This window comes from Gemmatimonadaceae bacterium (genome assembly GCA_036003045.1).
Lineage (GTDB): Bacteria > Gemmatimonadota > Gemmatimonadetes > Gemmatimonadales > Gemmatimonadaceae > JAQBQB01.
On record DASYSS010000027.1, the window covers coordinates 82461 to 108666 of the forward strand.

General features: G+C 66.2%; 31 protein-coding genes and 1 tRNA gene. 25 read left to right on the forward strand and 7 right to left on the reverse strand.

All coding sequences use genetic code 11. From position 1 onward, the window contains the following. Nucleotides 1-2 precede the first annotated feature (2 nt). The 6 genes from VGQ44_05895 to VGQ44_05920 all read right to left on the reverse strand — a co-directional run bounded on the left by VGQ44_05895 (nucleotide 3) and on the right by VGQ44_05920 (nucleotide 8175). The gene (locus VGQ44_05895) at nucleotides 3-935 is read right to left on the reverse strand and encodes a BadF/BadG/BcrA/BcrD ATPase family protein (protein HEV8446328.1); all 933 of its coding nucleotides are present in this window, start codon (nucleotides 933-935) and stop codon (nucleotides 3-5) included. Further along, nucleotides 932-2473, reverse strand: a complete 1542-nt coding sequence (locus VGQ44_05900) for a sodium:solute symporter (protein ID HEV8446329.1) — start codon at nucleotides 2471-2473, stop codon at nucleotides 932-934. Before VGQ44_05900 ends, VGQ44_05895 begins: the two co-directional genes overlap by 4 nt. 7 nt (nucleotides 2474-2480) lie before the next feature. Next, nucleotides 2481-4358, reverse strand: coding sequence for a glucosamine-6-phosphate deaminase (nagB, locus tag VGQ44_05905; GenBank protein HEV8446330.1), 1878 nt, complete (start codon nucleotides 4356-4358; stop codon nucleotides 2481-2483). Between the two features lie 46 nt (nucleotides 4359-4404). Further along, nucleotides 4405-4761, reverse strand: coding sequence for an iron-sulfur cluster assembly accessory protein (locus VGQ44_05910; GenBank protein HEV8446331.1), 357 nt, complete (start codon nucleotides 4759-4761; stop codon nucleotides 4405-4407). Between the two features lie 335 nt (nucleotides 4762-5096). Then, nucleotides 5097-6956, reverse strand: coding sequence for a sodium:solute symporter family protein (locus VGQ44_05915; GenBank protein HEV8446332.1), 1860 nt, complete (start codon nucleotides 6954-6956; stop codon nucleotides 5097-5099). Nucleotides 6957-6963: 7 nt separating this feature from the next. After that, nucleotides 6964-8175 (reverse strand): serine hydrolase domain-containing protein, encoded by a 1212-nt coding sequence (locus VGQ44_05920; protein ID HEV8446333.1) that lies wholly within the window; start codon nucleotides 8173-8175, stop codon nucleotides 6964-6966. Here VGQ44_05920 and VGQ44_05925 point away from each other — a divergent pair. The 18 genes from VGQ44_05925 to VGQ44_06010 all read left to right on the forward strand — a co-directional run bounded on the left by VGQ44_05925 (nucleotide 8170) and on the right by VGQ44_06010 (nucleotide 21453). Continuing rightward, a complete protein-coding gene (locus VGQ44_05925) occupies nucleotides 8170-9462 on the forward strand; it encodes a DUF1343 domain-containing protein (protein HEV8446334.1) in 1293 nt (430 codons plus the stop codon). The two genes, VGQ44_05920 and VGQ44_05925, sit on opposite strands and share 6 nt — an antisense overlap. 52 nt (nucleotides 9463-9514) lie before the next feature. Beyond that, nucleotides 9515-9862: a hypothetical protein gene (locus tag VGQ44_05930; protein ID HEV8446335.1), complete on the forward strand. Its 348-nt coding sequence runs from the start codon at nucleotides 9515-9517 to the stop codon at nucleotides 9860-9862. A 77-nt stretch (nucleotides 9863-9939) separates the two neighbouring features. Continuing rightward, nucleotides 9940-10635, forward strand: a complete 696-nt coding sequence (locus VGQ44_05935; GenBank protein HEV8446336.1) for a CDP-alcohol phosphatidyltransferase family protein — start codon at nucleotides 9940-9942, stop codon at nucleotides 10633-10635. 20 nt (nucleotides 10636-10655) lie between these two features. After that, nucleotides 10656-11969 (forward strand): inositol-3-phosphate synthase, encoded by a 1314-nt coding sequence (locus VGQ44_05940; protein HEV8446337.1) that lies wholly within the window; start codon nucleotides 10656-10658, stop codon nucleotides 11967-11969. Between the two features lie 17 nt (nucleotides 11970-11986). After that, entirely contained in the window at nucleotides 11987-12448 is a 462-nt protein-coding gene (locus VGQ44_05945) for a hypothetical protein (GenBank protein HEV8446338.1), read from the forward strand. Beyond that, nucleotides 12448-12741, forward strand: coding sequence for a hypothetical protein (locus tag VGQ44_05950; protein ID HEV8446339.1), 294 nt, complete (start codon nucleotides 12448-12450; stop codon nucleotides 12739-12741). The genes VGQ44_05945 and VGQ44_05950 overlap by 1 nt, the downstream gene beginning before the upstream one ends. Before the next feature lie 143 nt (nucleotides 12742-12884). Beyond that, nucleotides 12885-13079, forward strand: a complete 195-nt coding sequence (locus VGQ44_05955; protein ID HEV8446340.1) for a hypothetical protein — start codon at nucleotides 12885-12887, stop codon at nucleotides 13077-13079. 4 nt (nucleotides 13080-13083) lie between these two features. Further along, on the forward strand, nucleotides 13084-14412 hold the full coding sequence (locus VGQ44_05960) for a dihydrolipoamide acetyltransferase family protein (GenBank protein ID HEV8446341.1): 1329 nt from the start codon (nucleotides 13084-13086) through the stop codon (nucleotides 14410-14412). A 2-nt stretch (nucleotides 14413-14414) separates the two neighbouring features. Then, nucleotides 14415-14675 carry a hypothetical protein gene (locus VGQ44_05965; GenBank protein HEV8446342.1) on the forward strand — a complete coding sequence of 87 codons (261 nt, stop codon included), beginning with the start codon at nucleotides 14415-14417 and terminating at the stop codon, nucleotides 14673-14675. After that, entirely contained in the window at nucleotides 14675-14941 is a 267-nt protein-coding gene (locus VGQ44_05970; GenBank protein HEV8446343.1) for a hypothetical protein, read from the forward strand. The genes VGQ44_05965 and VGQ44_05970 overlap by 1 nt, the downstream gene beginning before the upstream one ends. Beyond that, on the forward strand, nucleotides 14938-15801 hold the full coding sequence (locus VGQ44_05975) for a PHP domain-containing protein (GenBank protein HEV8446344.1): 864 nt from the start codon (nucleotides 14938-14940) through the stop codon (nucleotides 15799-15801). The genes VGQ44_05970 and VGQ44_05975 overlap by 4 nt, the downstream gene beginning before the upstream one ends. 40 nt (nucleotides 15802-15841) lie before the next feature. Next, nucleotides 15842-16573: an SDR family oxidoreductase gene (locus VGQ44_05980; protein ID HEV8446345.1), complete on the forward strand. Its 732-nt coding sequence runs from the start codon at nucleotides 15842-15844 to the stop codon at nucleotides 16571-16573. A gap of 98 nt (nucleotides 16574-16671) precedes the next feature. Next, nucleotides 16672-17661, forward strand: a complete 990-nt coding sequence (trxB, locus tag VGQ44_05985; protein HEV8446346.1) for a thioredoxin-disulfide reductase — start codon at nucleotides 16672-16674, stop codon at nucleotides 17659-17661. Then, nucleotides 17658-18299 (forward strand): MBL fold metallo-hydrolase, encoded by a 642-nt coding sequence (locus tag VGQ44_05990; protein HEV8446347.1) that lies wholly within the window; start codon nucleotides 17658-17660, stop codon nucleotides 18297-18299. The genes trxB and VGQ44_05990 overlap by 4 nt, the downstream gene beginning before the upstream one ends. 3 nt (nucleotides 18300-18302) lie before the next feature. Then, the gene (locus tag VGQ44_05995) at nucleotides 18303-18908 is read left to right on the forward strand and encodes a DUF4149 domain-containing protein (GenBank protein ID HEV8446348.1); all 606 of its coding nucleotides are present in this window, start codon (nucleotides 18303-18305) and stop codon (nucleotides 18906-18908) included. Then, nucleotides 18901-20325: an aspartate ammonia-lyase gene (locus VGQ44_06000; GenBank protein ID HEV8446349.1), complete on the forward strand. Its 1425-nt coding sequence runs from the start codon at nucleotides 18901-18903 to the stop codon at nucleotides 20323-20325. Before VGQ44_05995 ends, VGQ44_06000 begins: the two co-directional genes overlap by 8 nt. Before the next feature lie 66 nt (nucleotides 20326-20391). Then, nucleotides 20392-20883: an Rrf2 family transcriptional regulator gene (locus VGQ44_06005; protein ID HEV8446350.1), complete on the forward strand. Its 492-nt coding sequence runs from the start codon at nucleotides 20392-20394 to the stop codon at nucleotides 20881-20883. A 3-nt stretch (nucleotides 20884-20886) separates the two neighbouring features. Next, nucleotides 20887-21453 carry a hypothetical protein gene (locus tag VGQ44_06010; protein ID HEV8446351.1) on the forward strand — a complete coding sequence of 189 codons (567 nt, stop codon included), beginning with the start codon at nucleotides 20887-20889 and terminating at the stop codon, nucleotides 21451-21453. An 11-nt stretch (nucleotides 21454-21464) separates the two neighbouring features. Here the strand turns inward: VGQ44_06010 and VGQ44_06015 are convergent. Next, nucleotides 21465-21548, reverse strand: a tRNA-Leu gene (locus tag VGQ44_06015). Between the two features lie 132 nt (nucleotides 21549-21680). Here VGQ44_06015 and smpB point away from each other — a divergent pair. The 7 genes from smpB to rpsK all read left to right on the forward strand — a co-directional run. Next, nucleotides 21681-22202: an SsrA-binding protein SmpB gene (smpB, locus tag VGQ44_06020; protein HEV8446352.1), complete on the forward strand. Its 522-nt coding sequence runs from the start codon at nucleotides 21681-21683 to the stop codon at nucleotides 22200-22202. Continuing rightward, nucleotides 22199-23485 (forward strand): N-acetylmuramoyl-L-alanine amidase, encoded by a 1287-nt coding sequence (locus VGQ44_06025; protein ID HEV8446353.1) that lies wholly within the window; start codon nucleotides 22199-22201, stop codon nucleotides 23483-23485. Before smpB ends, VGQ44_06025 begins: the two co-directional genes overlap by 4 nt. Further along, nucleotides 23482-24432 carry a dihydroorotate dehydrogenase gene (locus VGQ44_06030; protein HEV8446354.1) on the forward strand — a complete coding sequence of 317 codons (951 nt, stop codon included), beginning with the start codon at nucleotides 23482-23484 and terminating at the stop codon, nucleotides 24430-24432. Before VGQ44_06025 ends, VGQ44_06030 begins: the two co-directional genes overlap by 4 nt. Before the next feature lie 23 nt (nucleotides 24433-24455). Then, nucleotides 24456-25157 carry an orotidine-5'-phosphate decarboxylase gene (gene pyrF, locus VGQ44_06035; GenBank protein ID HEV8446355.1) on the forward strand — a complete coding sequence of 234 codons (702 nt, stop codon included), beginning with the start codon at nucleotides 24456-24458 and terminating at the stop codon, nucleotides 25155-25157. A 166-nt stretch (nucleotides 25158-25323) separates the two neighbouring features. Then, nucleotides 25324-25440: a 50S ribosomal protein L36 gene (rpmJ, locus tag VGQ44_06040; GenBank protein HEV8446356.1), complete on the forward strand. Its 117-nt coding sequence runs from the start codon at nucleotides 25324-25326 to the stop codon at nucleotides 25438-25440. A gap of 2 nt (nucleotides 25441-25442) precedes the next feature. Next, nucleotides 25443-25820, forward strand: coding sequence for a 30S ribosomal protein S13 (gene rpsM, locus VGQ44_06045; protein ID HEV8446357.1), 378 nt, complete (start codon nucleotides 25443-25445; stop codon nucleotides 25818-25820). Between the two features lie 42 nt (nucleotides 25821-25862). After that, a partial coding sequence (gene rpsK, locus VGQ44_06050) for a 30S ribosomal protein S11 (GenBank protein ID HEV8446358.1) occupies nucleotides 25863-26206 on the forward strand: 344 nt, incomplete at its 3' end.

The following is a 26206-nucleotide window of genomic DNA, read 5'->3' on the forward strand; positions in this document are numbered from 1 at the left end:
ACCTAGACGACGGCGGCGCCGGCCACCCGGAGCGCGGCGCGCACCGCGCCGCGCGCGGGGATGACCGGCTCGGTCTTGAGCTGCGCGCCGGGAACCGCGGATTTCAATCGATGCTCGAGGCGTTTTCGGAGCGTCGAGCCGCGGTTGAGCATTCCGCCGGTGAGCGCCATCGGGAGGGCGGCGCGTTCGTCGGTGAAGAGCTTGCGCGCCAGAGCGCGCGCGTGCAGCACGAGCTCCTCGACGGCGAGCGTGAGCACGGCATTCGCGCGGAGATCGCCCGAGTCGGCGACCGAGGCGACGACCGGGGCGAGCGACGCGAAATCCGCGGGGGTCGCGTTCGCGGCCCAACCGATCAGATCAATCGTCTCGTCGACTTGTGCCGCCGTGAGAATCGCGCCGGTGAGCGCGGTTTCGGGCTCGCGGCCGTCGGAGGCGGCGGCGACGACGGTCAACGCTCGCCGCCCGATCCATGCGCCGCTCCCTTCGTCGCCGAAGGTGGGCCCCCACCCACCACAACGCGCGGTGGCTCCGGTCGGTCCGCGGCCGAATGCGACCGAACCGGTGCCGCTGAGTATGAGCACGCCCGGCCCGTCGCCGAAGGCGTCGTCGAGCGCGATGCTGAAGTCGGACTGCATCACGATCTCCGAGGCCAAATCCCGCCCGGCCAGCGCGTGCCACAGCTGTTGCCGCTCGGTGTCGCGGCCGATGCCGGCGACGCCGATGGCCAGTGCGCGCGGCGTCGCCCCGGTGAGACCGCACGCGGTGAGCGCGTCGGCGACGACCGACGCGATCACGTCGGCGGAGGCATCGGCTCCGCCGGGGCGCACCGCGCTCGCCGGACCCACGGTCTCGCCGAGCGTGCGGCCCGTGGGGTCGGCCACGATGGCGTGCGTCTTCGAGCCGCCGCCGTCGATGCCAACGACGATGTACGTCATGCCGACTGAGTGGGCACGGGCGTGGGGACGGGGGCGGGGGCCGGGGCCGGGTGAAAAAGCGAGGCGATCATTCCGGTAGCGAGCGTGATGAGCGTTCCGATCAGGACGTACCACGGATACGCGATCGTCGACAACGGCTGGAGGAACCCAGACCACGACGGCACCGCCGCCATGATTTGCTTGGCGAACACGACGAGGCTCATGAGCGCGATGCCGACGGTCATCGCGAGAATCGCGTCGGACTGCCGCGCACGTCGCCAGAAGATAGCGAGGAAGAAGCCGCCGAGCAGGCCTCCGTAGGTGAAAGACGCGATCGACAGCGCGACGACGACGACCGGCGTCTTCGTGTTGGTCGGGAAGAGCAGCGCCCCTCCCGTGAGCACGATGCCCCAGGCCAGGGCCAGCCACCGCGCGACGCGCAGCGTGCGCGGATCGTCGGCCGCTCGGCCGGTGATGGGCAGGTAAATGTCGTGCGTCGAGGCGGCGGCGAGCGAATTGATCGCGCCGGAGTGAGTGCTCATCGTCGCTGCCAACACGGCCGCCAGCAACAGGCCAATGAGCCCGTGCGGCATCTTGTCGACGATGAACGTCGGAAAGATCGCGTCGGGCGTGGGAAAGGTGCGGTTGCCGTACAAGGCCCAGAGTCCGACGCCGAGGATGAGAAAGATCGCGAATTGCACGATGACCGCGACGCCGCTGCCGATGACCGCCACCTGTGACGCGCGCAGTGATTTCGCCGAAAGGAGCCGCTGGACGATGAGTTGGTCGGCGCCGTGTGAAGCCATCGACAGGAACGCGCCGCCCAGCAAGCCGGCGAATACCGTATGTGGCTGGTCGAAGCCCGTATAGAAGCTGATGGTCTTGAGTTTTCCCGCGGCCGCGGCGCTGGGGAGGATCGCCGACCATCCGCCGGACACGAGATGGCCGATCAGGACGATTGCCGAGATGCCGCCGATGATGTAGACGGATGCCTGCACGATCTCGGTCCATACGACGGCGCGCATGCCGCCCCGGATCGTGTACAGGATCGTGAGCGTGCCGAGGACGAGCACGGCCACCGGCATCACCGCGCTCCTGGGCAGCAGCGGTCCAATGATCAGCGCGATCGGCACCGCGGTGGCGAAGACGCGCACGGAATCGGCCATGCCTCGCGTCACCATGAACACGATCGACGCGAACCGCCGCGTCGCGAGACCGAACCGCTGCTCGAGCAGCGCGTACGCCGTGACGAGGTTTCCGTTGTAGTAACGCGGCAGCAGCGTGTACGCGACGACGATTCGACCGAGGAGATAACCGACCGCGATCTCGAGGAATCCCAGATTCGTCGTGTACGCGAGACCCGGAATACTGATGAACGTGAGTGCGCTGGTCTCGCTGGCGACGATCGAGAACATCACCGCCCACCAGGGGATCTCTCGGTCGGCGACGAAGTAATCCTTGGCGTCTTTCTGCCGGCGCCCGACCCAGATGCCGAGCAGCGTCACGCCGAGGAGATACGCGGCGATGACGATGAAGTCGAGCGCGTTCAGTCCGCGCACGTGCTACTCAGCGCTTCTCTCCGTCGACGACATATGCCTCCATGGCGAAGTACTCGGCCAATCCCAGACGATCCAGCTCCGCAGCCGTTCCCTTGTTGCGCGCTTCGACGCGCTGCCAGAACTCCCGCTCATCATAGCCCCCCGGGAAGGGAGCGGAGTCCTTCTGGGACTGATGCTTGAAGATCGCCTGGATCTTGAGGCGGAGCTCCTCCTGGGACAGCGGAACCAGGAACGTCGCCTCATGAACCGGCCACTCTTGCCACGCGCCGCGATAGAGCCAAACCTCGGGTTTCGGGAAGGAGAGCTCCTCGAGCGCGCCGTCGATCGCTTCCTTGCACATGCGGTGCGTGCCGTGCGGGTCGGAGAGATCGCCGGCGACGAAGATCATCTCGGGGCGCATCTCGTCGAGCAGAGCGCGCACGATCTCGACGTCCGCCGGACCGATCGGATCCTTGCGGACTTTGCCCGTTTGGTAGAACGGCAGGTTCAGGAAACGCGCCGCGCTCCGCGGCAGCCCGACCGTCTCGAGCCCGCTCACCGCTTCGGTCTCGCGAATGATCCGCTTGAGCGCCTGCACGTCCGCCGAGTCGATGTCGCCGGGCGATTTCCGCTCCAGCGACGCGTGGACGTCGGCGACGAGCGCGTCCACTTTGCCGTGATCGATGCGCCCCTCGGCGGCGAGGCGCAGGAGAAAGTCCGCATAGCGGCGCACGTCGTGGTCGAACACGGCGATGTTGCCGCTGGTCATGTACGCGACGACGATGTCGTTGTCGTTCTCGACCAGCTTGCGAAGAATTCCGCCCATCGAGATGACGTCGTCGTCGGGGTGCGGCGAGAAGCACACGATCCGATGGCCGAGCGGCAGCTTCGACTTCCCGCGAATCTTGGCGCCGAGGACGTTGAAGACCTTGCCGTTCACCTCGCCCGGCGAGCCGAACTTGGCGACGAGCGACGACATGCGCGCATCGGCGTAGTCGCGCTGCGTGAGTTTGAGGATCGCCTTGTTCGTGCGCTCCGACAGCCAGATCACGGCGCGGACCATCAGGTCCTTGGTCCACTGCACTTCGTCGAGCAGCCAGGGCGTCTTGATGCGCGTCAGCTCCGCGGCGGCGGCGCGATCGACGTAGAAAGTCGTGTTGGGGTGGCGTTGGAGGAACGTCGCGGCGACCTCGAGATCGACGCCCCCTTCCACGGCCCGCTCGACGATCCCCGCCTTGTGCTCGCCCGTCGCGATGATGGCGATCTCGCGGGCGTCGAGGATCGTCGCCACGCCCATCGTGACTGCTTCGCGCGGCACGTAGTCCTCGCCGAAGAAATCGGCGGCGGCGTCTTTCCGCGTAATCGCGTCGAGTGTCACGAGCCTCGTGCGGCTGTCGGCGCCGGAGCCCGGTTCGTTGAAGCCGATGTGGCCGGTCTTGCCGATGCCGAGGATCTGAAAGTCGATGCCGCCCGCTGCTGCGATCGCCGCCTCGTATGCGCGGGCGGCCTCGGCGACTTTGTCTCGCGTCACGTCGCCCGGCGGGATGTGGACGTTGGCCGGATCGATGTCGACCTGCGAGAACAGATTCTCCCACATGAAGCGGTGGTAGGAGTGGATACTGTCCTTCGCCATCGGGTAGTACTCGTCGAGATTGAACGTCTCGACGCACGCAAAGCTCAATCCTTCTTCGCGGTGCATGCGAATGAGCTCGCGGTATATGCCGATCGGCGTCGACCCCGTGGCGAGCCCGAGAACGAGGCGGGTGCCGGCCGCGTTGTGCTGGCGAATCAGCTCGGCGATTCGGATCGCGACGAGCTCGGCGATGTCGTCGTGGTCGCCGGCGATGACCGTCTGGATGCGCTCGCGCGGCGGATGTGACGCCAGAAACGACGAAGGGGAGGCCACGCGACCGGGTTCGTCGCGGGCCTCCCCCCGTTCGTCCGAGTTCACGCTAGGCTGAGAACGAACTTCCGCAGCCGCAGCCGCCGGTCGCGTTCGGGTTCTTGAACGTGAATCCTGATCCCTGCATCGACGAGACATAGTCGATAATCACACCGTTCATGTACTGGGCCGAAAAGGGGTCGACGAACACGTTCCACTCGCCCTGAGACAGGACGAAGTCGTCTTCCGCGGCCTCGTCCTCGATGAGGAGGCCGTATTTGAAGCCGCTGCAGCCGCCGGGCTGAACGCTCACGCGGAGGCCGCCCTTGGCCGGGTCGACATTTTCCTGCGCCATGAACTTTCTGACCTCGGTGGCGGCAACCGGTGTGACGGTCACCAACACTTCGGGCTGATTCATCGTGCTCATCTGAAGCCTCCGAAGGGAGCGGCCAAGTGGTGCCGGCCGCGACACATACACCTCGAATTATAGGGGTACCTCAGGCCGGGTGCAAACCCGGAAGTCCGTCTGGCTGGGCCTGGAGCCGGCGTCGTGGGCTACGATTGGCGTTTCAGAAAAAATTCAACGCAGACGACGCAGACTTTGAAAAGCGATCCCGCAGTTAACTGCAAGCAACTTGGCGTGACCGCCTTTTGTTTTTTGTGTGCGGGATCGCAGTTCCGCGTCTGCGTCGTCTGCGTTGAATTGCTTTTTCGATACCGAATGGAAGTGGGAGCACCGCTTGGGCTTGAATTCCGGCTCCGTCAGTCCGCCGCCATTGAGAGAGCCTCTTTCGCAGCCATGGCCGGTGGCGGGGCCTCGTTGCGGAACGATCGCGCGATCCAAGTGAATGCGATGAGGGCGAGGATCAGCAGTCCCACGCCGGTCCCCACCTCGCCGAAGACGATCTTCCCGATCCCGAACAACGACGAGTACACCGCGACGATTCCGGCGACCCAGTTCGTCCACGCCAACGCGCCGCCGGGAATCGACTCGCGCCCGTAGCCGAGCGCGCTCGACACCTTCGCCCAGCCCGGACCGCCGGGGCGGACGCGCTCGTAGAACGACGCCAGCACGGCGTCGGATTCCGGCGCCGTCATGAACGTGACGACGACCCAGATCACCGTGCTCGCGGCGACGGTGATGAGCATGATCGCGGAGTCGTTGCGCGGATCGTCGAGTGGGTACCAGCGCCCCGGTATCGTCGCGAAGCAGATGAGCGAGATCGCGAACGACGCGAGCATCGAGCTGATCTCGGACCATGCGTTGATCCGCCACCAATACCAGCGAAGGATCAGAACGAGTCCGGTCCCCGCACCGATCGCCAGCAGGAACTTCCACGCGCCCTCGACCGACGACAACTGCCACGTCACGAGCGTCGAGAGCAGGAAGAGCACGACGGTCGCCATCCGCGACATCGACACGTAATGCTTCTCGCTCGCGCCGGGCTTGAGGAAACGGCGATAGACGTCGTTCACGAGATACGACGCGCCCCAGTTGAGCTGCGTCGCGACCGTGGACATGTACGCCGCCGCGAACCCGGCCATCATGAAGCCGCGCCACGGCGTGGGAAGCAGATCCACGAACGCCTGCACGTACGCCGCTTCGTGGTCGTGATTCGGACCGATGCCGTTGGGGTAGAGGATCACCGTCGCCAGACCCGTGACGATCCAGGGCCACGGACGAAGCGCGTAGTGCGCGACGTTGAACGAGAGCGTCGCCAAGACGCCGTCCCGCTCCGAACGTGCCGAGAAAATTCGCTGCGCGACGTACCCGCCGCCGCCGGGTTCGGCGCCCGGATACCATGCGGCCCACCACTGCACGCCGAGAAATACGGCCAACGTTAGAATCGGCATCCAGGCGTACGCCGTGATTCCATTCCCGCCGAACGAGATCGGGAGCACGGAGAGCGCGGCCTTCTCGCTCCCGAAATGCTCGGCCAGCTTCGCCTTCATGGTCGTCATGCCGCCCACCGCGTTCACCGCGAACACGGCCAGCACGATCACCGCGGTCATCTTGATGACGAACTGCACGAGGTCGGTCCACAGCACGGCCCACATTCCGGCCGCCACCGAATACGCCATCGTGATCACGAAGCAGATGCCGACCGCGATCACTTCGCCCGACACTGTCGCGCCGCCGATCTGCACCGGGTGAAGCCCGAGTGAGATCGTGAGAATCTTGATCATCGCGCGCGTTACCCAGCCGAGGATGATCAGGTTGATCGGAATCGCGAGATACAGCGCTCGGAAGACGCGCAGCGTCGCCGCCGGCTTTCCGCTGTAGCGCACTTCGGCGAATTCGACGTCGGTCATGACGTGCGCACGGCGCCAGAGTCGCGCGAAGAAGAACACGGTGAGCATGCCGCTCATCAGCATGTTCCACCACAGCCAGTTGCCCGCGACGCCGTGCGAAGACACGAGTCCGGTCACGACCAGCGGCGTGTCGGCCGCGAACGTCGTCGCGACCATCGACGCGCCGGCGAGCCACCACGGCACCGCGCGCCCCGAGATGAAGTACTCGCTCAGGCTCTCGCCGCCTTTTTTCGTGAAGGCGAAGCCGATGCCGGCCGATAGGAGGAAGTACGCGGCGACGATGGCCCAATCGATCGGACTGATGTGCATCGGCTCCTCAGTGCGGGGAAGAGCGGAACCGGTCGAACTCGGCGACGACCGAATCCGCGAGCTGCCGGCGAACTTCGCTGATCTTGTTGTTGTTCCGCGTCGGGTCGACGCGGTTGGTCAACAGAACGACGAACAGGTCGCGCGACGGGTCAATCGCGATCGAGGTTCCCGTAAAGCCGGTATGGCCGAATGCCCGCGTCGACATCAGGTGTCCGGCCCACGCTGACGAGGGACTGGCGAACTTCATCCCCGGCAGGTCGGGCTTCTGCCAGCCGATGCCCCGGTTGGAAAACGTGGAATCGGTGAACGCCGTGAACCGCGCGATCGTCGACGCCTGTACCACGCGTACGCCGTCGAGCGTGCCGCCGTTCAGGTACATGCGCGCGAACCGCGCAAGGTCGTGGCCGGAGCTAAATATTCCCGCGTGTGCCGAGACGCCGCCGAGGTAGTAGGCGCGCTCGTCGTGCACCTTGCCGCGAACGAGGCCGCCGCGCTTCGGATCGAACTCGGTTGGCGCGATGCGCGGCAGCAGCGACGCCGGCGGGCGGTACATCGTTTCGTCCATCTTGAGCGGCGCGAAGACATGGTCGTGCACGTAGGCGTCGAGCGTCTCGCCGGTGATGCGTTCGACGAGCTTTCCGAGCATGTACGCGCCGATGTCGCTGTAAACCATGCGAACGCCGGGCACAGTATCGAGCGGCGTCGAGAACATGAGTTTGGCGAGACTGTCGGGGTCGTGTGTGATCTCGTCGTACGCCTTGAAGGCCGGCAGCCCTGATGTGTGTGTGAGCAGATTGCGCACGCTCACGCGATTCTTGTTCGGTCCGGTCCAGTCGGGGATGTAGCGCTGGAGCGGCGCGTCGAGGTCGACGCGATGCTGCTCGACGAGCTGCATGATCGCCGTCGTCAGCCCGACGACCTTCGTCAGTGACGCCAAATCCCACAGCGTGTGTTCGTCGGGCCTCGGCGTGGGTGCCCAATCGAGCTGGCCCACGCCATATTCGGCGAGGACTCCGTCGTGCGTTCCGACGACGGCGAACGCGCCGGGGAAGGCGCTGTCGGCTCGCGCGCGGTTGAGGACCTCCTCGATCCGCCGTTGCAGTCCGGCCCGCAACGCCGACGCGTTGGCGGCCGATGGAGCGGGGGAGGCGGATTGAGTGTTTCCCGAATGACACGCGGCAATAGTGACGAGTGACGCGAGGATAGCTACGCGATGCATGCTGAGCGTTGGTTGTTGATGGGTGCGCTGGTTCTTGCCTCGTCGTGTACGCATGCGGCGCCGACGATCGCTCCTCCCCCCGCGCCCTCCGGCGCGGTGCGACCGGGGATCAGCGTCTTGATCTCGGACAGCATCGGCCTCGTACGCGGGAAGCGCGTCGCCTTGCTCACCAACCAGACGGGGGTGGATGAGCACGGCGTCTCGGACATCGAGGTTCTGCGCGATTCGCGGGCCCGTGAGGCCGGAGTTCGGCTGGTCCGTCTCTTTTCGCCTGAGCACGGCATTCGGGGGACCGAAGACCGGACGCACGTCGAGAGTGGGATCGACGAGCGGAGTGGGCTCCCGGTGCATTCGCTTTACACCGAGACGGCGATCGCGCCGCCGGATAGCCTGCTCACCGATCTCGACGCGCTCGTGTTCGACCTCCAAGACGTGGGTACGCGAACGTGGACCTACGTCGGCTCGATGATCTACGCGATGCGTGCGTCGGCGCGCCGCCACCTGCCGATCATCGTGCTCGACCGGCCGAACCCAATTACCGGCGACCACGTCGACGGACCGATGCTCGACTCCGCCTTGGCGAACGCGAACGAACAAAGTCCGCGGCGTCCGGCGAAGCCGTACGCATTATATCCGTTCCCATTGCGGCATGGAATGACGATGGGAGAGATGGCGCGCTTCTACAACGAGGTGCTGGGAATAGGCGCCCCGCTTCGTGTCGTTCCGGTATCCGGCTGGAAGCGTTCCGCGTGGTTCGACGAGACGGGTCTGCCGTGGGTCCGCCCGTCGCCGAATCTCCCCAACCTCGCGAGCGTGCTGATCTACCCGGCGCTCGTCGCGTTCGAGGGATCGAACGTCTCCGTGGGACGCGGAACGGCCGACGCGTTTCAGCGCTTCGGCGCGCCGTGGATGAACGCCGTGGAGGTTGCGTCGCTCCTGAACGGTCGCAATGAGCCCGGCGTTCGCTTCGTCGTCGACTCGTTCACCCCCGTAAATCCCGGCGACGCCAAGTACGGGGGCCGCCTCATTCCCGGTGTGCGCATCGCGGTCACCGACCGAAACGCCGTTCGCCCGGGACATGTCTGCGCCGCGATCCTGTGGGCCCTGCTACGCACGAACCGCGATTCGCTGCGCGTTCGCGACACGACCTTCGACGAGCGTTTCGGCAGTCCGTCGATGCGGCGAGCGTTGTTTGCCGGCGAAGACCCGGATCGCGTCGTGGACGGGGGACAGCGCGCCGTCAGCGACTTCGAGGCCGCGGCGCATCGTTTCTTGTTGTATCGATGACCACGGGCCGTCTGCAGTCAACCCGCAACCACTGTCGAGCGAGGCTCTTCCGATGACCGGTAAGCGCTGCCTGACCATCCTCCTCGGTTTCTTCGTTCTCGCGTCCGCTCCAGCCTGTGCTCCCCGTGCCGCGACAGTCGGGTCGACGCCGGCCCAACCGGCCCAGATTTCGATCCAGGTGAACAACACCTTGGGTCAGGCGGTGAACGTGTATGTGAACGTGAATGGCACCGAGACGCTTCTTCGACAGGTCGCGGCGAACAGCAACGTGACGGTCCCGGTTCCCGGTTACCCGCCGGGCACGACCGCCACGCTCAAAGCCGTCACGTTCGACGGAGCGCGCACCTACTCGCGCACAAACGTGACGCTGAGCGGGACGTATTCCTTTCAAGTCCCCTAACGACGACCGCCTGACCGGCAGCCGTCCGGGGATCATTTGGTTGCTACAAGTGTCTGGAAAGGCTACTTTTACGCCCAATGCAGATTCTTCCGGACTGGCTCAGGAACGGATATCTCAGAGTCGTTGATCCGGTTGCCGACTGGCTTGTCCGTCGCGGTGTTCATCCCAACACGATCACCGCGGTTGGCACCGTCTGCACCGTCGCCGGGGGCGTCATCTACGGCTTCGGGCACATTCGGACGGGGGGATTCGTTCTCGGTGTCACCGCGCTGTTCGACGTTCTCGACGGCACGGTCGCCCGCCGATCCAACAAGAGCTCGACGTTCGGCGCATTTCTCGATTCGACCCTCGACCGCGTGGCGGACGGCGCCGTGCTTGGCGGTCTCGCCGTGTTCTACGCGCTCAGCCCGCGGTACCACTCGGTCTGGATGGTCATCGTCTGTCTGGCGGGACTGAACGGGGCATTTTTGACCTCGTACATCCGAGCCCGCGCCGAGGCGCTCGGGTTGGACGCGAAAGTCGGCTTGGTGCAGCGGCCGGAGCGCTCGGTGTTGTTGGCCGTACCCCAGGCGTTTTTCGGCCTCGCGCTCAACGGCTGGGTGCTGGACGTCATCCTGATTTTCCTCACCGTGACGGCGTGGATCACCGTTGTGCAGCGGATGAAGTTCGTGCACGACCAGACGAACGACCGCGCCGACGCTCCGCCGTTACCGCTCACCACTGAAAAGTCCTTCTGGCTGCGTCGCCGGGGTCGTACCGGCACGCGCCATTAGCGCGACAGGAGATAGACTTCGTGGCTTCGCCCACCATCCGTCCGGCCACCGGCACGCTCGGCATCCTGACCCCTGGGCTCGGTGCCGTCGCAACGACATTCATGGCCGGCGTCGAAAGCATTCGGCGCTGTCACGCCAAGCCGATCGGCTCGCTCACGCAGATGGCGACGATCCGGCTCGGCAAGCGCACCGACAACCGCTCGCCGCTCATCAAGGATTTCGTCCCGCTCGCGCCGTTGGAGAACATCGTCTTCGGCGCGTGGGATCCGATCCCCGATGACGCCTACACGGCGGCGAAAAAGGCCGGCGTGCTCGAGGACCGCGACATCGAGCCGGTCGCCGAATTCCTGAAGGCCATCAACCCGATGCCGGCGGTCTTCGACAACAAGTACGTCACGCGAATCCACGGCGACAACGTCAAGAAGGGCAAATCGAAACGGGACCTCGCCGAGCAGCTTCGCCAGGACATGCGCGACTTCAAGGCGAAGCACAAATGCGACCGCCTGGTGATCGTCTGGTGTGCATCGACCGAGATCTTCATCAAGCCCGGTCCGCAGCACGCCACGATCCAGCAGTTCGAGCGGGCGATGGAGCAGAACGACGACGCGATCTCGCCGGCGATGCTCTACGCGTGGGCCGCGATCATGGAGGGGATTCCGTACTGCAACGGCGCCCCGAACCTCGCCGTCGACACACAGGCACTTCAGCAGCTCGCCAACGATAAGGGTGTTCCGATCTCGGGCAAGGATTTCAAGACCGGCCAGACGTGGATGAAGACGGTGATCGCGCCGGGTCTCAAGGCGCGTATGCTTGGACTCGCCGGCTGGTACTCGACCAACATCCTTGGCAACCGCGACGGCGAGGTGCTCGACGATCCGGCCTCCTTCAAGACGAAGGAGGAGTCGAAGCTGAGCGTGCTGCACACCATCCTGCAGCCGGAGAGCTACCCCGAGCTGTACAAGGACTTCTCGCACGTGGTGCGCATCAACTATTACCCGCCGCGCGGCGACAACAAGGAAGGCTGGGACAACATCGACATCGTCGGGTGGATGGGGTACCCGATGCAGATCAAGGTGAACTTCCTCTGTCGAGATTCCATCCTGGCCGCCCCGATCGTGCTCGACCTCGCGCTGTTCTCGGACTTCGCGCACCGGGCGGGCATGAAGGGCATTCAGGAATGGTTAAGCTTCTATTACAAGTCGCCGATGGCCGCTCCCGGTCTCCAGCCGGAACACGATCTTTTCATCCAGCAGACGAAGCTCAAGAACACGCTTCGGCACCTGATGGGTGAGGAGCAGATCACGCACCTCGGGCTGGAGTACTACCAGTCGTAAAACGAGGAGAGCCGGCGATGCGACGTTGGCAACGGTTGGGGCGACTCGGCGCGCTGGTCGCGGCCGTCGTCGCGGTGGCGTCATGCGGCGGAGACAACGGGCCTCCGCCGCTGCACCAGTTCACGCTGAGCTACGATTTCACCATCAAGCCCGACCAGGCGCCGCCGCACGCGCGCGACGACGTCCACTACACGGTCCAAGTCTTCGACCGGAAGACGCGGCAGCCCATCGAGGGCGGTGAAGGCCAGCTGTTCGCCGGAAAGCCGATCGAGGAGCAGGCGCCCAACGGACCGCAATCGAAAACGTACGACGGAATGGCCTACGGCCCCGAAGTCGGGACGTATCATGCAAAGCTGAATTTTGTCATCCCGGGCACCTGGGCGGTGGCGATCCGATTCCGGCGCGATTCGCTCCATCCGCTCGAGCGTACGGACTGGATGCAGGACGTGATCAGCGAACGACCCTCGAACATTCCCTGATGCGACACTTTTATCGCAGCCACATGGAAGTGACGGACGTGCTCGCCGCCGCCGATGAGTTCTTTCCAAAGATCGGGCTGGCGCAGCATACGACCGCTCCCAAGACGCGAACCTACACCGGACCGCTCGGCGCGCTTCGCCTCACCGTGCGGGCCGAGGGCGGGCACTACACGTTCGTGCAGGTCGAGAGCGACCAGATGGGGGAGAGTCGTCTCGATCGAAACGTCAAGAAATTCTTTGTTGCACTGCACCGGGCCGACGACCCGTCGCACCGGCTGACGTCCAGCTACTGACGCGCGGCCAACCGCCGCACCCGCCCCGACCTCCCGCTCCGATGGCGCCTCCAGACGAGTCACCGCCGCGAGCGCCCACGCCGCGTTCCGCATATTTTGGTATCGGATGTATTACGGCCATCGGCGGTTTCGCCGGGGGCGGCATGGTGGCCGTCCTGGTGGCGAAAATCGTCGGCGCGCTGGCGCGGTGTAAGCCCGACGCCGAAACGGGCGCGCCGTGCGGGTGGACGTCGTACTGGTTGATCGGGGCTTTCACCGGCCTCGTGTTGCTTCCGACGGTCACGATCTGGTTGTTCTCGCGCGGGCGGCGTCGCGCGCAAAACTCGGAGCGAGGATGATTCGGTGGCACGTATAGACGTCGTGATGCCCCAGATGGGGGAATCGATCGCCGAGGGCACACTGTCGAAGTGGCTCAAGAAGGTCGGCGACTCGGTCAAGCGCGACGAACCGATGTTCGAGATCTCGACGGACAAGGTCGACGCCGAGATTCCGGCGCCGGCGAGCGGTGTCATCGCCGAGATCCTCGTGAAGGAAGGGCAGACGGTTCCGGTCGACACGCTGGTCGCGCGTCTCGAGACCGACGTGACCGCGGCCGTCCCGGCGCCCGCTGCTCCCGCGCCGGCGCCCGCCGCTCCGGCCAAGGCCGTGGCCCCGGTTGCCGCATCCGCTGCACCTTCGACCGAGAAACCGTCCGAGCCACCACCTGCCGCGCCGCCGCCCGCCGCTCCTCACGGCAACGGCGCATCGCTCGAGGAACGTCTCCGCACCAAGTCCTCGCCCCTCGTCCGCCGCATGGCGGCGGAGCACGGCGTCGAGATCTCCGGACTCCACGGCAGCGGTGTCGCCGGGCGCGTCACGAAGAAAGACCTGCTCGAGTTTCTCGAATCCGGCGCCAAGGCTCCGCCGAAGGTCGGCGGCGTAGCGCCGGTGCATGCTGGATCGCTGCCGCTCCCCGAGCCGTGGCCGGGCGACGTCGTCGAGCCCATGACCAAGATGCGCGCGCTGATCAGCGAGCACATGGTGGCGTCGCGGCACACGTCCGCGCACGTGAGCACGTTCTTCGAGGTCGACTTCACGCGGATCGCGCGGATTCGGGCGAAGAATCGCGCCGAGTTCGAAAAGGCGACGGGCGAGAAGCTCACCTACATGCCGTTCATCCTGAAGGCGGTCGTCGACGGGCTCAAGGCGATCCCGGTCGTGAACGCTTCCGTGCGCGGCAACGAGGTCATCTACCGGAAGCCGATCAACCTGGGCATCGCCGTCGCGCTCGAGTGGGGCTTGATCGTGCCCGTCATCAAGGGCGCCGACAACCTCTCGTTGACGGGCCTGACTCGTACGCTCAACGACCTCGCCAACCGCGCACGCACCAAGCGGCTCGACCCGCGCGAAGTGCAGGACGGGACGTTCACGATCACGAACCCGGGCGTGTTCGGCTCGCTCACAGGCACGCCGATCATCAACCAGCCGCAGGTCGCGATCCTCTGTGTGGGCGCGATCGAAAAACGGCCCAAGGTCGTCACCGGTCCGGAAGGCGAAGACATGCTCGCCATCCGGACCTGTTCGTATCTCTCTCTCTCGTTCGACCACCGCGTCGTCGACGGCGCGGACGCCGACAAATTCATGAGCTTCGTAAAGCGAAGTCTCGAAACCTTCCCCGAGACGGTGCTCTGACCGTGCCGCGCGCACTCACCATTCAACGCACGCTCGTCACGCCGCCGGATCGCGAGCGATTCCACGAAAAGCTGCGCCGTAAGCACGATCACTACGCGAAACAGAACTGCCGCTTTTGGGCGTTCGAGGAAGCCGGGCTTCCCGGCGCCTTCCTCGAGTTCGTCGAGGCGGGGGACGCCGACACGTTGGCGCGCGCGCACGCGTCGGCGCCCGAACCGATCCTCGACCCGCAGCGGGTCTACATGGAAGTGGAGTTGAGCTGATGCCATCGCGCGTGCTCACGGTCGGCGGCAAGAACTGGCTCGTGTTTCCCTCGGGCCGGGTGACGCAGTACGACCGCGACGAGTTCGGGCTGATCTTCATCAACGGAACGGGCAGCGACCGCGAGGTCCGCGTCAGCCGCTACTCGCCCGTCGGGACTCGATCACGCGAGCGCTCGCTCGTCGAGATGAGCGACGCGGATCTCGCGCGGCTGTTCGAGTGCTCGCAGCCGAGCGACACGTCGCCGGAAGCCGACTACTCGGCGTGACGTCGCCCTCTGCGCGCATGGGAGGGAGCGACGCCGCCACCTTCGTCGATCTGCACGTCCATTCGACCGCGTCCGATGGAACGCGCGCGCCGGAAGACGTGGTTCGCGAAGCGAAGCGCGTCGGTCTGTCGGCGATCGCGTTGACCGACCACGACACGCTCGACGGAATCGCGCCGGCGGCCGCGGCCGGAGCCGCCCTTGGCGTTCGCGTCGTTCCGGGAATCGAGTTGAGCGCCGTCGAAGGCGACGCCGAGACTCACATTCTCGGGCTGCACCTGTCGGACACGCGGCATCTGGACGCGCAACTGATCGCATTGCGCCAGATGCGGCGCGGGCGCGCGGAACGGATCGTGCTTCGCCTGAACGAGCTCGGAGTGCGAATCGAGATGGCGGCGGTCCTGGAGCAAGCGGCAGGCGGTGCGATCGGCCGCCCGCACGTCGCTCGAGCGATGATCGCCGAGGGCTGGGCCGTCGATTTTCGCGACGCGTTCGACCGCTACCTGGGAAGCGGACGTCCGGCGTACATCCCGAAGGAGAGGCTGAGCGCGGCCGACGCGATCGCGGCCATCCACGGCGCCGGCGGGCTCGCGGTTCTCGCGCACCCCGCGCAATCCGGCACGCGCGATCGTATCGAGGCGTTCGCACACGAGGGCATCGACGGCGTCGAAGTACGACACCCGAGCCATTCACCCGAAGACATCGCCCGCCTCACCGCGTTGGTGGATTTCTTCGGGCTCGTCCCGAGCGGCGGCTCCGATTGGCATGGCGCCGCGGAGGGCGCGCGAACGCTCGGCATGATGCGGGTCCCGGAGGCGTGGCTCGAGCGGCAGGACGCCCGCATTCGCGACCGCGCGGCGTAGCTGGTCCGAAGTCGTAGAGGCTGAACAGGCGAGCGACGACATGGAGCTGAACGGAAAGAGGGCCCTCGTAACCGGAGCGGGCCATCGCGTGGGCCGAGCGATCGCGCTCGGCCTTGGAGCGCGGAAGATGCGCGTCGCCGTGCATTACAACTCGACCGCCGACGGCGCGAAGGAAACGCTGCGCGAGATCGAGAAGCTCGGCGGATCGGGCGATACGTTCGGCGCGGACCTCACTCGTCCCGATGAAATCACCGGTCTCGTCGACACGGTCGTGAATCGGTTCGGCGCGCTCGACGTGCTCGTGAACTCGGCGGCCATCATGGAGCGCACTCCGCTCGGCGAGACCGACGCGTCCGAGTGGGACAAGATCATGGCGCTGAATCTCCGGGCGCCGTTCCTCCTGTCGCAGGCCGCTGCTCCGCATTTGCGTCGCGCCCAGGGAGTGATCGTCAACATCGCCGACCTCGCCGCGTTCGAAACGTGGCCGGGTTATCTCGTTCACGGGTTGTCGAAATCGGGCGTCGTGTACCTGACGCGTGCGCTCGCCCGTGTTCTCGCGCCGGAGATTCGCGTCGGAGCAGTCGCGCCGGGAACGGTGCTCCTGCCGGACGGCTGGAGCGAGGCCGACGCCGAGCGTCTTCGGGGCACGACGCCGCTCCAGCGAAACGGCAGCCCGGAGGATGTCTCGGACGCCGTTCTGTTCATCCTCGGCGCGGACTACTTCACCGGAGACACCATCATCGTCGACGGCGGGCGACACATTCGTAAGTGAGCGATGCGAAAGGCGGTTCCCGCATCGGCTACATTTGATCATCATGATGCGGCAAAGCCCGGCGAGAGGGCCGGCGAGCCGCGACGAGAGGATCTGTCGTGGGGACTACCTACAATTACGACGTCGTAATCATCGGAGCGGGCCCCGCGGGAATGTGCGCCGGACTGTACGCCGGACGCGCGATGCTTCACGCCGTCATCCTCGAGAAGGGCTTTCCGGGAGGCGAGCTGCTGAACACCGAGCTCATCGAGGACTATCCCGGCTTCGAGCACATTCTCGGACAGGACCTCGCCCAGAAGTTCGCCGATCACGCCGCGAAGTTCGGCGCGGAGATTCGTACGGGGGTGTACGTCGATCGCGTGGAGCGATTGGATGACGGGACATTCTCGACGCGGACGGATTCGGGCGACGTCTACTGCTCGCCGGCGGTCATCATCACCGCGGGCGGCACGCCGATCAAGCTCGGAATTCCCGGCGAGATCGAGTACGCGGGGAAGGGAGTTTCCTACTGCGCGATCTGCGACGGCGCATTCTTCCGGAAGCAGACGATCGCCGTCGTCGGTGGCGGTGACGCCGCGACCGAAGAGGCGGACTTCCTCACCCGCTACGCCGACAAGGTCTATCTGATCCACCGCCGCGACGAGCTGCGCGCATCGAAGATTCTGCAAGAGCGCTTGTTCGCGAACCCGAAGGTCGAGGTCATTTGGAATGCCGTCGTCGACGAGGTGCAGGCCGACGGACAGGGGCTCGTCAGCAATCTGCGTCTGCGCGAGGTCACTACCGAAGAGACGCGCGACCTCGCGGTGACGGGCATGTTCGTATTCATCGGGTTCCGGCCGAACACCGGCATCGTCGCGGAGCACGTCGAGCACGACGACATGGGCTACTTCAAGACGGACGCGAACATGGAGACGAGCGTCCGCGGACTCTTCGCGGCGGGCGACGTTCGCTCGCAGCTCACGCGACAGGTGACCACCGCGGTCGGCGACGCGACGACGGCGGCGATCGCGGTCGAGAAATACCTCAAGGCGCGCGCGGACGGAAATCCGAGCGAGCCGATCGTGGGCATGGGAGGCTACACGGCGTGAAGATCCTGGCGGCGACGGTGGGTGAATTTCAGGAAAACACCTATCTCGTCGTCGACGAGGCGACGGGCCGCGCGATCGTCGTCGACCCGGGCGCGGAGCCCGAGCGCATCGTGAAATGGATCCGCGCTTCAGGCGCGGCGCTCGATGCCGTGTGGTTGACGCACGCGCATCTCGATCACGTCGGCGCCGTCGCCGCGGTGAAGCGCGAGTGGCGGGTGCCGGTCTACATGCATCCTGCCGACGCCCCGACGCTCGCCCGCGCGCCGCAGGCGGCCGCCGGGTACGACATCCAGTTCGAGGCGCCGCCGGCGCCCGATCGCGAGCTCGCCGAGGGAGACTCGCTCTCGGTGGGCGATCTCACGTTTTCGGTGATGCACGTGCCGGGGCACGCGCCGGGGCATGTCGTCTTTCACGGCAACGGCGTCGTATTGGGCGGTGACCTGCTCTTCGCCGGCTCGATCGGGCGAACGGATCTGCCGCTCGCCGATCCGCGCGCCATGGAGGAATCGCTCGTGCGCATCGGCGAGTTGGACGAAAACCTCGTCGTGTATCCCGGCCATGGCCCGGCGACGACCATCGGACGCGAGCGCGCGTCGAACCCGTTCCTGCTCGGCGTCGCGCATTCACGGAGTCGCTAGACCGTGGCCGCGCCGCAGAGTCCGGTGTCGCTCGTATTCGAGCTGGTGGCGTTGAGCCTCTGGCTCGGCGCGGCCGTATTGTTCGCCGCCGTCGTGGCGCCCGCGTTGTTCGCGGTGCTGCCCAGTCGCGCGAGCGCGGGCGAGGTCGTCGGGCGCGTTTTGCCGGTCGTGCTCTGGGCGGGCATCGTCGTCTCGCTCATCGTGGGTTTCATCGAGGCCGTCGCCCAGCAGGTGATACTCACCAAGAATTGGAGTCTCCGCTCGCAGCCGCCGGACCTGAACGACGTGGTCCATTTCAGCGGCTACCGCGTGGCGGGCCAGCGCGCCGGCGCGGGTTTTCTCATCGCGCTGGCGTGCGGGTACGCGCTGGTGCTCGGGCAGCGAATCGACAAGCTGCTGGCGAGCGCCGGCGGATCGATCGAAGTCCTGTCCCCGAGCGATCCGCGCCGGATCGACTTCGGCCGCATGCATGCCTGGAGTGTCGCGGCGTTGGGTGTCGCGATGCTCTCCGCCGCGGGGCTGGCCATTTCCGTCGTGCGACGCCTTCTCGGGACCCGCGCGGCACGGCGAACCTTTCAACAGAGTTTAGAACCCTCTCATCATGCCTGATACACGTCGCGAAAAAGACCCCCTCGGGCCGCTCGACGTTCCCGCCGACGCGATGTACGGCGTGCAGACCCTCCGCGCCAAGCAGAACTTTCCGATCAGCGGCCTCCTGCCGCTCGAACCGTTCGTCGTCGCGCAGGTCTGGATCAAGAAAGCCGCGGCGCTGACGCATAAGGAGACCGGCCGGCTCGACGCGCGTCTCGCCGACGCGATCGTCGCGGCGGCCGACGAAGTGCTGAGCGGCCAGCACCGCGAGCATTTCATCGTCGACCCGTATCAGGCGGGCGCCGGAACGTCGCACAACATGAACGCGAACGAGGTGCTCGCGAACCGCGCCAACGAGATCCTCGGCGGCAAACGCGGCGAGTACGCGCCGGTGCATCCGAACGACCACGTGAACATGGCGCAGTCGACGAACGACACGATCCCGACGGCGATTCGCCTCGCGTGTCTGTCGCAGCTCGACGCCCTCACGCGCGCGTTCGAAGCGCTGCGCCGCGCGCTGGCGAACAAAGGCCAGGAGTTCGACGACATCGTCAAGGCCGGCCGCACGCACCTTCAGGACGCGATGCCGATTCGTCTTGGCCAGGAGTTCACCGCGTACGCGGGCTCGATCGCCCGCGGCATGCGCCGCGTGACCGAAGCCGCGGACTATCTGCGCGACCTCGGCATCGGCGGCAGCGCCGTGGGAACGGGCGTCACCGTCGAAGAGGAATACCCGCCGTTGATGGTGCGGAATCTCAAAGAGATCTCCGGACTCGATCTGCGCGAAGGCGAGGATCGCATCCAGCTGATGCAGAGCATGGGCGACGTGGCCGGGTTCAGCGCGTCGTTGCGCGTGCTCGCGATCGACCTCAGCAAGATCGCCAGCGATCTGCGCCTCATGGTCATGGGTCCGCGCACCGGCATCGACGAAATCACGCTGCCTGCCGTGCAGCCGGGATCGTCCATCATGCCGGGCAAGATCAATCCGTCGATTCCCGAGATGGTGAACCAGGTGTGCTTCCAGGTAATGGGGCTCGACACCACGGTCGCCATCGCGTCCGAGCATGGGCAGCTCGAGTTGAACGTCATGATGCCCGTCATCGGATTCAACGTGCTGCTCGCGATGCGCATTCTCACCAACGCGACCAACGCGCTCACCGAGCGATGCATCAACGGCATCCAGGCGAACCGCGAGATGTGCGCGTACTGGGTGGAGCGTTCGGCGGCTCTCGCTACGGCGCTCGCTCCACAGATCGGTTACGCCCGCGCGGCGGAGATCAGCAAACAGTCGGTCAAGGAAGGGATCCTGATTCGCGATCTCGTGAAGCGCGACGGCATCCTCCCGCCGGACGAGACCGACGAAGTGCTCGACCTGCGCAAAATGACCGAGATCGGCGTTCCGGGCGGCAAGTACGGCGCTTCGGCCGGCGGCTGATCCGGGTCGTCACCGGCTCGTGCGCGGGCTGACCGTGGCCCGCGCCCGAGCTTAGATTGCGAATCGATGCGCATCACAACGCTCGCCGAGTACGGCGTCATCTGCGCGCTGCACCTCGCGCGTCGCGCGTCCGAGGGCCCGATCACCGGCCGTGAGATCGCCGACCTCGAGCGCCTGCCGTCCGACTATGTCGAGCAGATTCTGCTCCGGCTCCGGCGGGCGAATCTCGTGCGAAGCACGCGCGGCGCGCGCGGAGGCTACGCGCTCGCCCGCCCGGCAGACCGCATCTCGATCCGCGACGTCATCGAAGCGTCGGAGACGATGACGTTCGACCTGCACTGCGTGTCGCACCCGGTGGGCGAGGAACGCTGCTCGTCGTCGCACAACTGCAGCATCCGCCCGGTCTGGATGCTGCTTCAGCGCAAGATCGACGACGTGCTCGGCGGCGTGTGCCTCGCCGATCTGCTGGCGGAAGAGAGTGAGGTACGATCGCGCGTCGGCTTGGCGCCGTTGGCCGAGGAACCCGACGCCAGAGCGCTGCCCGTCCTCCAGTCCTGAGCGATGCCTTTCTTTGCGCGGTGGCGGGCCGACCGTGACGCGCAGCGAAAAGCCGCACGATACGTCGCCACGCTCTTCGTCGAGCCGGCGATTCGCGACATCGAGTGGCTGACCCAGAACGCGACGCGCGGCGACGTCGATCACGCCACGTGGGAGCTGCGATACGCGAGGCGCGCCCTGGGTCTGATCGCGGCGCAGCGCGACGCGCTCGACGACCGCACCGCGTCGATCGTCGCGCGGGAGATCTCGGAGGCATTCGCGCGGGACCGTGGAATCGCCGCGGACAAGACGGATACCGCGGAGCGACAGTTCAACGCGCGCTTGAGCGCCTACCGGGACGGCTTGGCGTCGAGAGCCGGCGCGCCGACGTGGACGCGGATGGGACAGACGCTGTTCGCGTTCGCCGGTGGGAGCTTCAAACTGCGCGACGACAACATCGTTCGCGCGGGCGAGCTTCTGCTCGGATATCTCACCGAGGCGAACGAGGCGCTGCGCGCGACGTTCGGCGCGGTCGCGTTGCCGGAGAACGTCGCCCCCAGCGAGCTGGTCGGGCGGTCCGCGCCGCGATAAACCTGTTCGAGTGCCGAAGGGGGGACTCGAACCCCCACGAGCTTGCGCCCACTGGCTCCTGAAGCCAGCGCGTCTACCAATTCCACCACTTCGGCAGAGCAACCAAAGCTAGCCGTGCGCAGTGGATGCGTCAACGTATCCTGTGTTGCTGCGCGAAGATGGCTCGTCTAAGTTGCGACAACGCGCGAGGCTCCGAGCCGCAGCGCACACGCCGCGTCATCCCGCACATGCCCCCCCCAGCTCGTCCCTTAAAGTCCGGCTCAGGCTCCGCCAAGTCCGCGCGCACCGACGCGGCGAAGGACGAGATCCAGTCGATCGCGCGCAACAAGCGGGCGCGCTACGACTACCACATTCTCGAGACGTTCGAGGCGGGTCTGGTGCTCGTCGGGACCGAGGTAAAATCCCTCCGCGACGGGCGGGCGAACATCAGCGACGCTTACGGAATCGTGCGCGACGGTGAGCCATTTCTGCTCAACCTCCACATCTCGCCCTACGAACGGGGGGGTTACTCGAATCACGAGCCGGAACGGACCCGCAAACTGTTGCTCCACAGGAAGGAAATCCGTCGTCTGATAGGAGCCGTCGAGCGTCAAGGACTGACCCTGGTCCCGCTCGAGCTGTACTTCAAGAACGGGGTGGCGAAAGTGGCCCTCGCACTCGCCAAAGGAAAGAAAGTCCACGACAAGCGCGATACCGAACGCACGCGCGACGCCGAGCGGGAAATGGCCCGCGTGGCTCGCTCGCGATGATCGGAATCGTGGTTGCGGCGTTCCAGCTGTCTCACGGAACGCCGCCGTCGGCGCTCGTCGTGCACGACGCCCGCCGTTCGATCCGCGTCGCGCTCACCGCGACACCCGCCGGCCCGATGCTGCGCCCCGAGGCACTGGCGCCCGTGCTGCGCGTGAACGTCCGTCACGATTCGTCGTCGTGGTACACGCTCGAGGCATGGGGGACGCGTGTACAGCTCCAGGCGGGTTCGCGTCTCGTGCGCGTCGGCAACGATGTCCGGCAGCTCTCGGCCGCGCCGATGGTGGCCAGCGGTCGCTTGATGGTGCCGCTTCAGCTCGTGGCGGCCGTCTTCCCCGAGTTCGTCCCGAACACGCGGTGGGACGCTGACGCGGGGCAGCTGGTCGTCTTCTCGACCGACATCGCCGCGCCGACGGTGCTGGCGCAGCGCGCTGCTCCGCCGGCGAAGTCGAGCGAGGCCGCCCCCACTCCTCTCACGACGTCGGTCCAGTACGACGACGGTGTGCGACGGCCGGCGGCAGCCTCGAAGCACGGGCGTCTGACGGTGATCGTCGATGCCGGACACGGCGGCGTCGACAACGGGATGACCGGCCCGATTGGCGGCGGCCCCAAGATCTGCGAGAAAGACATCACGCTCGCCGTCGCCAAAAAGCTGGGAGCTCGTCTGCAGGCGCGCGGTCTCGAGGTCGTGTACACGCGCACGACGGACACGCTGATCGCCCTCGACGACCGCGGGCGGATCGCCAACAGGAACGGGGGCGATCTCTTCATTTCGATTCACGTCAACGCGGCCAACCTCGGGTGGAAGGACCCTGAGGCCGCGCGCGGCGTCGAGACGTATTTCCTCTCCGAGGCGCGCACCGAAGACGCGCGCCGCGTCGAGCGGATGGAGAACGCCGCGGTTCGCTTCGAGCAGACGGGTCCCGAGCTCGACACGGGAAACCCGCTTAGTTTCATTCTCAGTGACATGCAGCAGAACGAACACCTGCGTGAATCCAGTCAGCTCGCCGACATCATTCAGCGCCGACTGTCATCGATGTCGCCCGGCCCCAGCCGCGGCGTCAAACAAGCGGGGTTTCGCGTGCTCGTGACGGCGTTCATGCCGGCGGTCCTCGTCGAAATCGGGTTCGGCACCAACGGGCGAGAAGCGCGTTACCTGTCCGATCCCGCGAAGCAGGACGCCATCGCCGCCGCCATCGCGAGCGGCGCGCAGCAGTACCTCGACGCCTACGAACGGCGAGTCGAGGGAGGGAAGTCGGGCACCGGCGGGAGCCAGAACCGGTGACCTCGCGCCCGGCGCTCCAGAGCGTCGTGAGCGGTCTGACATTTCAAAATCCTGTCGTTCTCGCCTCCGGCACCGCCGGTTATGGCACCGAGCTCGATCGGGTCATCGACCTCGACTCGCTGGGCGGATTCGTCACCAAGGCGGTCTCCGTCGAGGCGAGGGCCGGAGCGCCCGCGCCTCGCGTGGCCGAGTTCGAGGGCGGGATGATCAACGCTGTCGGACTGGCGAACCCCGGTCTCGAGGCGGTGCGCCGCGATCACTTGCCGTGGCTGGCCTCGCACCTGCCGGATACGAGGAAGATCGCGAATGTCGTCGGCTTCGCCGTGGACGACTATCCGGCCGTAGTCGCCGGGTTGGAGGCGGGTCTCACCGCCGGCAACGCGCCGGCGATCGACGCGTACGAGTTGAACGTCAGCTGTCCGAACGTGAAAGCCGGCGGCATGGAGTTCGGGGCCGATCCGTCGGCGCTGCGCTCGGTCGTGGAGCGCGCGCGCCGCGAGACGCGGCGCCCCGTATTCGTGAAGCTCTCGCCGACGCTCGAACGAATCGGCGAGGCGGCGAAGATCGCGGTCGATGCCGGCGCCGATGCGATCAGCGTCGTGAACACGATTCCGGGATTGCTCATCGACGTCGAGCGGCGGCGCCCGGCGCTCGGCTTCGGGACCGGGGGCGTGAGCGGCCCGGCCATTCTGCCGGTCGGCGTCCTCGCGACGTGGCGGGTGCGCAGGGCGGTCCAAGTTCCAATCCTCGGCGTCGGCGGTGTCGCGGCCGGCTCCGACGCGCTTCAGTACATCATGGCGGGGGCGTCGCTCGTGGGAATCGGCACCGCGGCGCTGAGAGATCCACGCGCGCCGATGCGCGTCGTGAAAGAGATGTCGGCCTGGTGCGACGCGCACAGCGTTGCTCGCATCGCGGATCTGGTGGGCACGCTCGAGGGATTGGCGTGACGAACACACTGCACGAGAGACTCGTGACCACGACTCCGATCATCGCCTTGGACGTACCCACGGCACCCGCGGCCCTCTCGCTGGTAACGGAGCTCGGAGATGCCTGCCGCTTCTACAAGGTTGGCAACGAGCTTTTCACCGCTGCGGGGCCGTCGGTCGTCGCGGCGATTCGCGAGCAGGGCTCGGAGGTCTTTCTCGACCTCAAGTTCCACGACATCCCGAACACGGTCGCCGGGGGCGTACGCAATGCGGCCAAACTGGGCGCGTCACTCGTGACGGTCCACGCGTCCGGAGGCTCGGCCATGCTTCGCGCCGCCGCGGACGCCGCTCGCGACGCCGGCGGCAACTGTCGGGTGCTCGCGGTGACCGTGTTGACGTCGCTGAGCGCGGAGGCCGTCGCGGGGGCCTGGGGGCGCTCACCCAACCTCGACGTACGAAGCGAGGTCCTGCGTCTCGCCGACCTCGCTGCCGAGGCGGGTGCTCACGGCGTTGTGTGCGGCGGTGGCGAGGCCCGAGCGCTTTCCGAGCGATTCGGCGATCGCCTGTCGATTCTCGTCCCGGGCGTGCGCGCCGCGGGCGGGGCAACGCAGGATCAGGCGCGCGTGGTCACGCCGCACGAGGCGTCCGAAGCAGGGGCGCGGTACATCGTCGTCGGCCGCATGGTCACGGCGGCTCTCGATCGACGTCAGGCGATGCAGGCGGTCAACCGCGAGCTCGGCTTTTAGCGGCGGCGAAAGCCGGAGCCTGATCGACCCGGAGCGGGGCAGCCACCGGCCCTGTCCGGCATCGCGCTCTTCCCCTTGATCGAAGTTACAGTCCTGTTTACTGTTAAGGTCTGTCTAGAAACGTCTTTCTCGACGCACGACGCGTGCGTCGTTTTTTGGAGCGTCCGTGAAAGTTCGCACGAGCGTAAAGCCGATCTGTGAGCATTGCAAAGTCGTGAAGCGAAACGGCGTGACTCGCATCATCTGCAAGCGCAACCCCAAGCATAAGCAGCGTCAGGGCTAATCATGGCTCGTATTTCTGGCGTCGATCTCCCTCGCGACAAAAAGGTCGAGATCGGTCTCACGTACATCTACGGCATCGGCCGAAAGAACGCCGCCGAGATCATCAAGAAGAGCGGCGTCGACGCGTCGCTCCGCGTGCGCGATCTCACCGACGCGGACGTGAACAAGATCCGCGGCGCGATCGAGCGCGAGTACAAGGTCGAGGGCGCGCTCCGCACCGAAGTCGCGATGAACATCAAGCGGTTGATGGACATTGGCTCGTACCGCGGCATCCGGCACCGCAAGGGACTGCCGGTCCGCGGACAGCGAACGCACACCAACGCGCGCACGAAGAAGGGTCCGCGCCGCGCGATTGCCGGCAAGAAGAAGGTCACCAAGTAATTCTCGCGATCACCGCGACCACGTAGAGAGAACTCATTTCGTATGGCGACTGGGAAGAAGGCAAAGCGGGTGGTGGAAGCTGAGGGGATCGCGCACGTCAGCGCGACCTTCAACAACACGACCATCACGATCACCGACTCGCACGGGAACACCGTGTCGTGGGGGTCGTCGGGCAAGGCGGGCTTCAAGGGGTCCAAGAAGAGCACGCCCTTCGCCGCGACGGTCGCGGCCGAGCAGTGCGCGCGAGAAGCGCTGACTGCCGGCGTGAAGCGAGTCCACGTTCGCGTGCAGGGACCGGGCTCTGGTCGCGAGTCGGCGATTCAGGCGTTGGCGACCGCCGGCCTCCAGGTGAAGTCGATCAAGGACGTGACGCCGATCCCGCACAA

Excerpts from the sequence above, each read along its gene's own strand:
- smpB (HEV8446352.1), top strand. The coding sequence starts at position 21,681 with ATGCCCCCCCCAGCTCGTCCCTTAAAGTCCGGCTCAGGCTCCGCCAAG.
- VGQ44_05945 (HEV8446338.1), top strand. The coding sequence starts at position 11,987 with ATGCGACGTTGGCAACGGTTGGGGCGACTCGGCGCGCTGGTCGCGGCC.
- VGQ44_06005 (HEV8446350.1), top strand. The coding sequence starts at position 20,392 with ATGCGCATCACAACGCTCGCCGAGTACGGCGTCATCTGCGCGCTGCAC.
- VGQ44_05925 (HEV8446334.1), top strand. The coding sequence starts at position 8,170 with ATGCATGCTGAGCGTTGGTTGTTGATGGGTGCGCTGGTTCTTGCCTCG.
- rpsM (HEV8446357.1), top strand. The coding sequence starts at position 25,443 with ATGGCTCGTATTTCTGGCGTCGATCTCCCTCGCGACAAAAAGGTCGAG.
- VGQ44_05970 (HEV8446343.1), top strand. The coding sequence starts at position 14,675 with ATGCCATCGCGCGTGCTCACGGTCGGCGGCAAGAACTGGCTCGTGTTT.
- VGQ44_06010 (HEV8446351.1), top strand. The coding sequence starts at position 20,887 with ATGCCTTTCTTTGCGCGGTGGCGGGCCGACCGTGACGCGCAGCGAAAA.
- VGQ44_06025 (HEV8446353.1), top strand. The coding sequence starts at position 22,199 with ATGATCGGAATCGTGGTTGCGGCGTTCCAGCTGTCTCACGGAACGCCG.
- VGQ44_06000 (HEV8446349.1), top strand. The coding sequence starts at position 18,901 with ATGCCTGATACACGTCGCGAAAAAGACCCCCTCGGGCCGCTCGACGTT.
- VGQ44_05950 (HEV8446339.1), top strand. The coding sequence starts at position 12,448 with ATGCGACACTTTTATCGCAGCCACATGGAAGTGACGGACGTGCTCGCC.
- VGQ44_05930 (HEV8446335.1), top strand. The coding sequence starts at position 9,515 with ATGACCGGTAAGCGCTGCCTGACCATCCTCCTCGGTTTCTTCGTTCTC.
- VGQ44_05920 (HEV8446333.1), bottom strand. The coding sequence starts at position 8,175 with ATGCATCGCGTAGCTATCCTCGCGTCACTCGTCACTATTGCCGCGTGT.
- VGQ44_05980 (HEV8446345.1), top strand. The coding sequence starts at position 15,842 with ATGGAGCTGAACGGAAAGAGGGCCCTCGTAACCGGAGCGGGCCATCGC.
- VGQ44_05915 (HEV8446332.1), bottom strand. The coding sequence starts at position 6,956 with ATGCACATCAGTCCGATCGATTGGGCCATCGTCGCCGCGTACTTCCTC.
- VGQ44_05910 (HEV8446331.1), bottom strand. The coding sequence starts at position 4,761 with ATGAGCACGATGAATCAGCCCGAAGTGTTGGTGACCGTCACACCGGTT.
- VGQ44_05935 (HEV8446336.1), top strand. The coding sequence starts at position 9,940 with ATGCAGATTCTTCCGGACTGGCTCAGGAACGGATATCTCAGAGTCGTT.
- VGQ44_05895 (HEV8446328.1), bottom strand. The coding sequence starts at position 935 with ATGACGTACATCGTCGTTGGCATCGACGGCGGCGGCTCGAAGACGCAC.
- VGQ44_05955 (HEV8446340.1), top strand. The coding sequence starts at position 12,885 with ATGGTGGCCGTCCTGGTGGCGAAAATCGTCGGCGCGCTGGCGCGGTGT.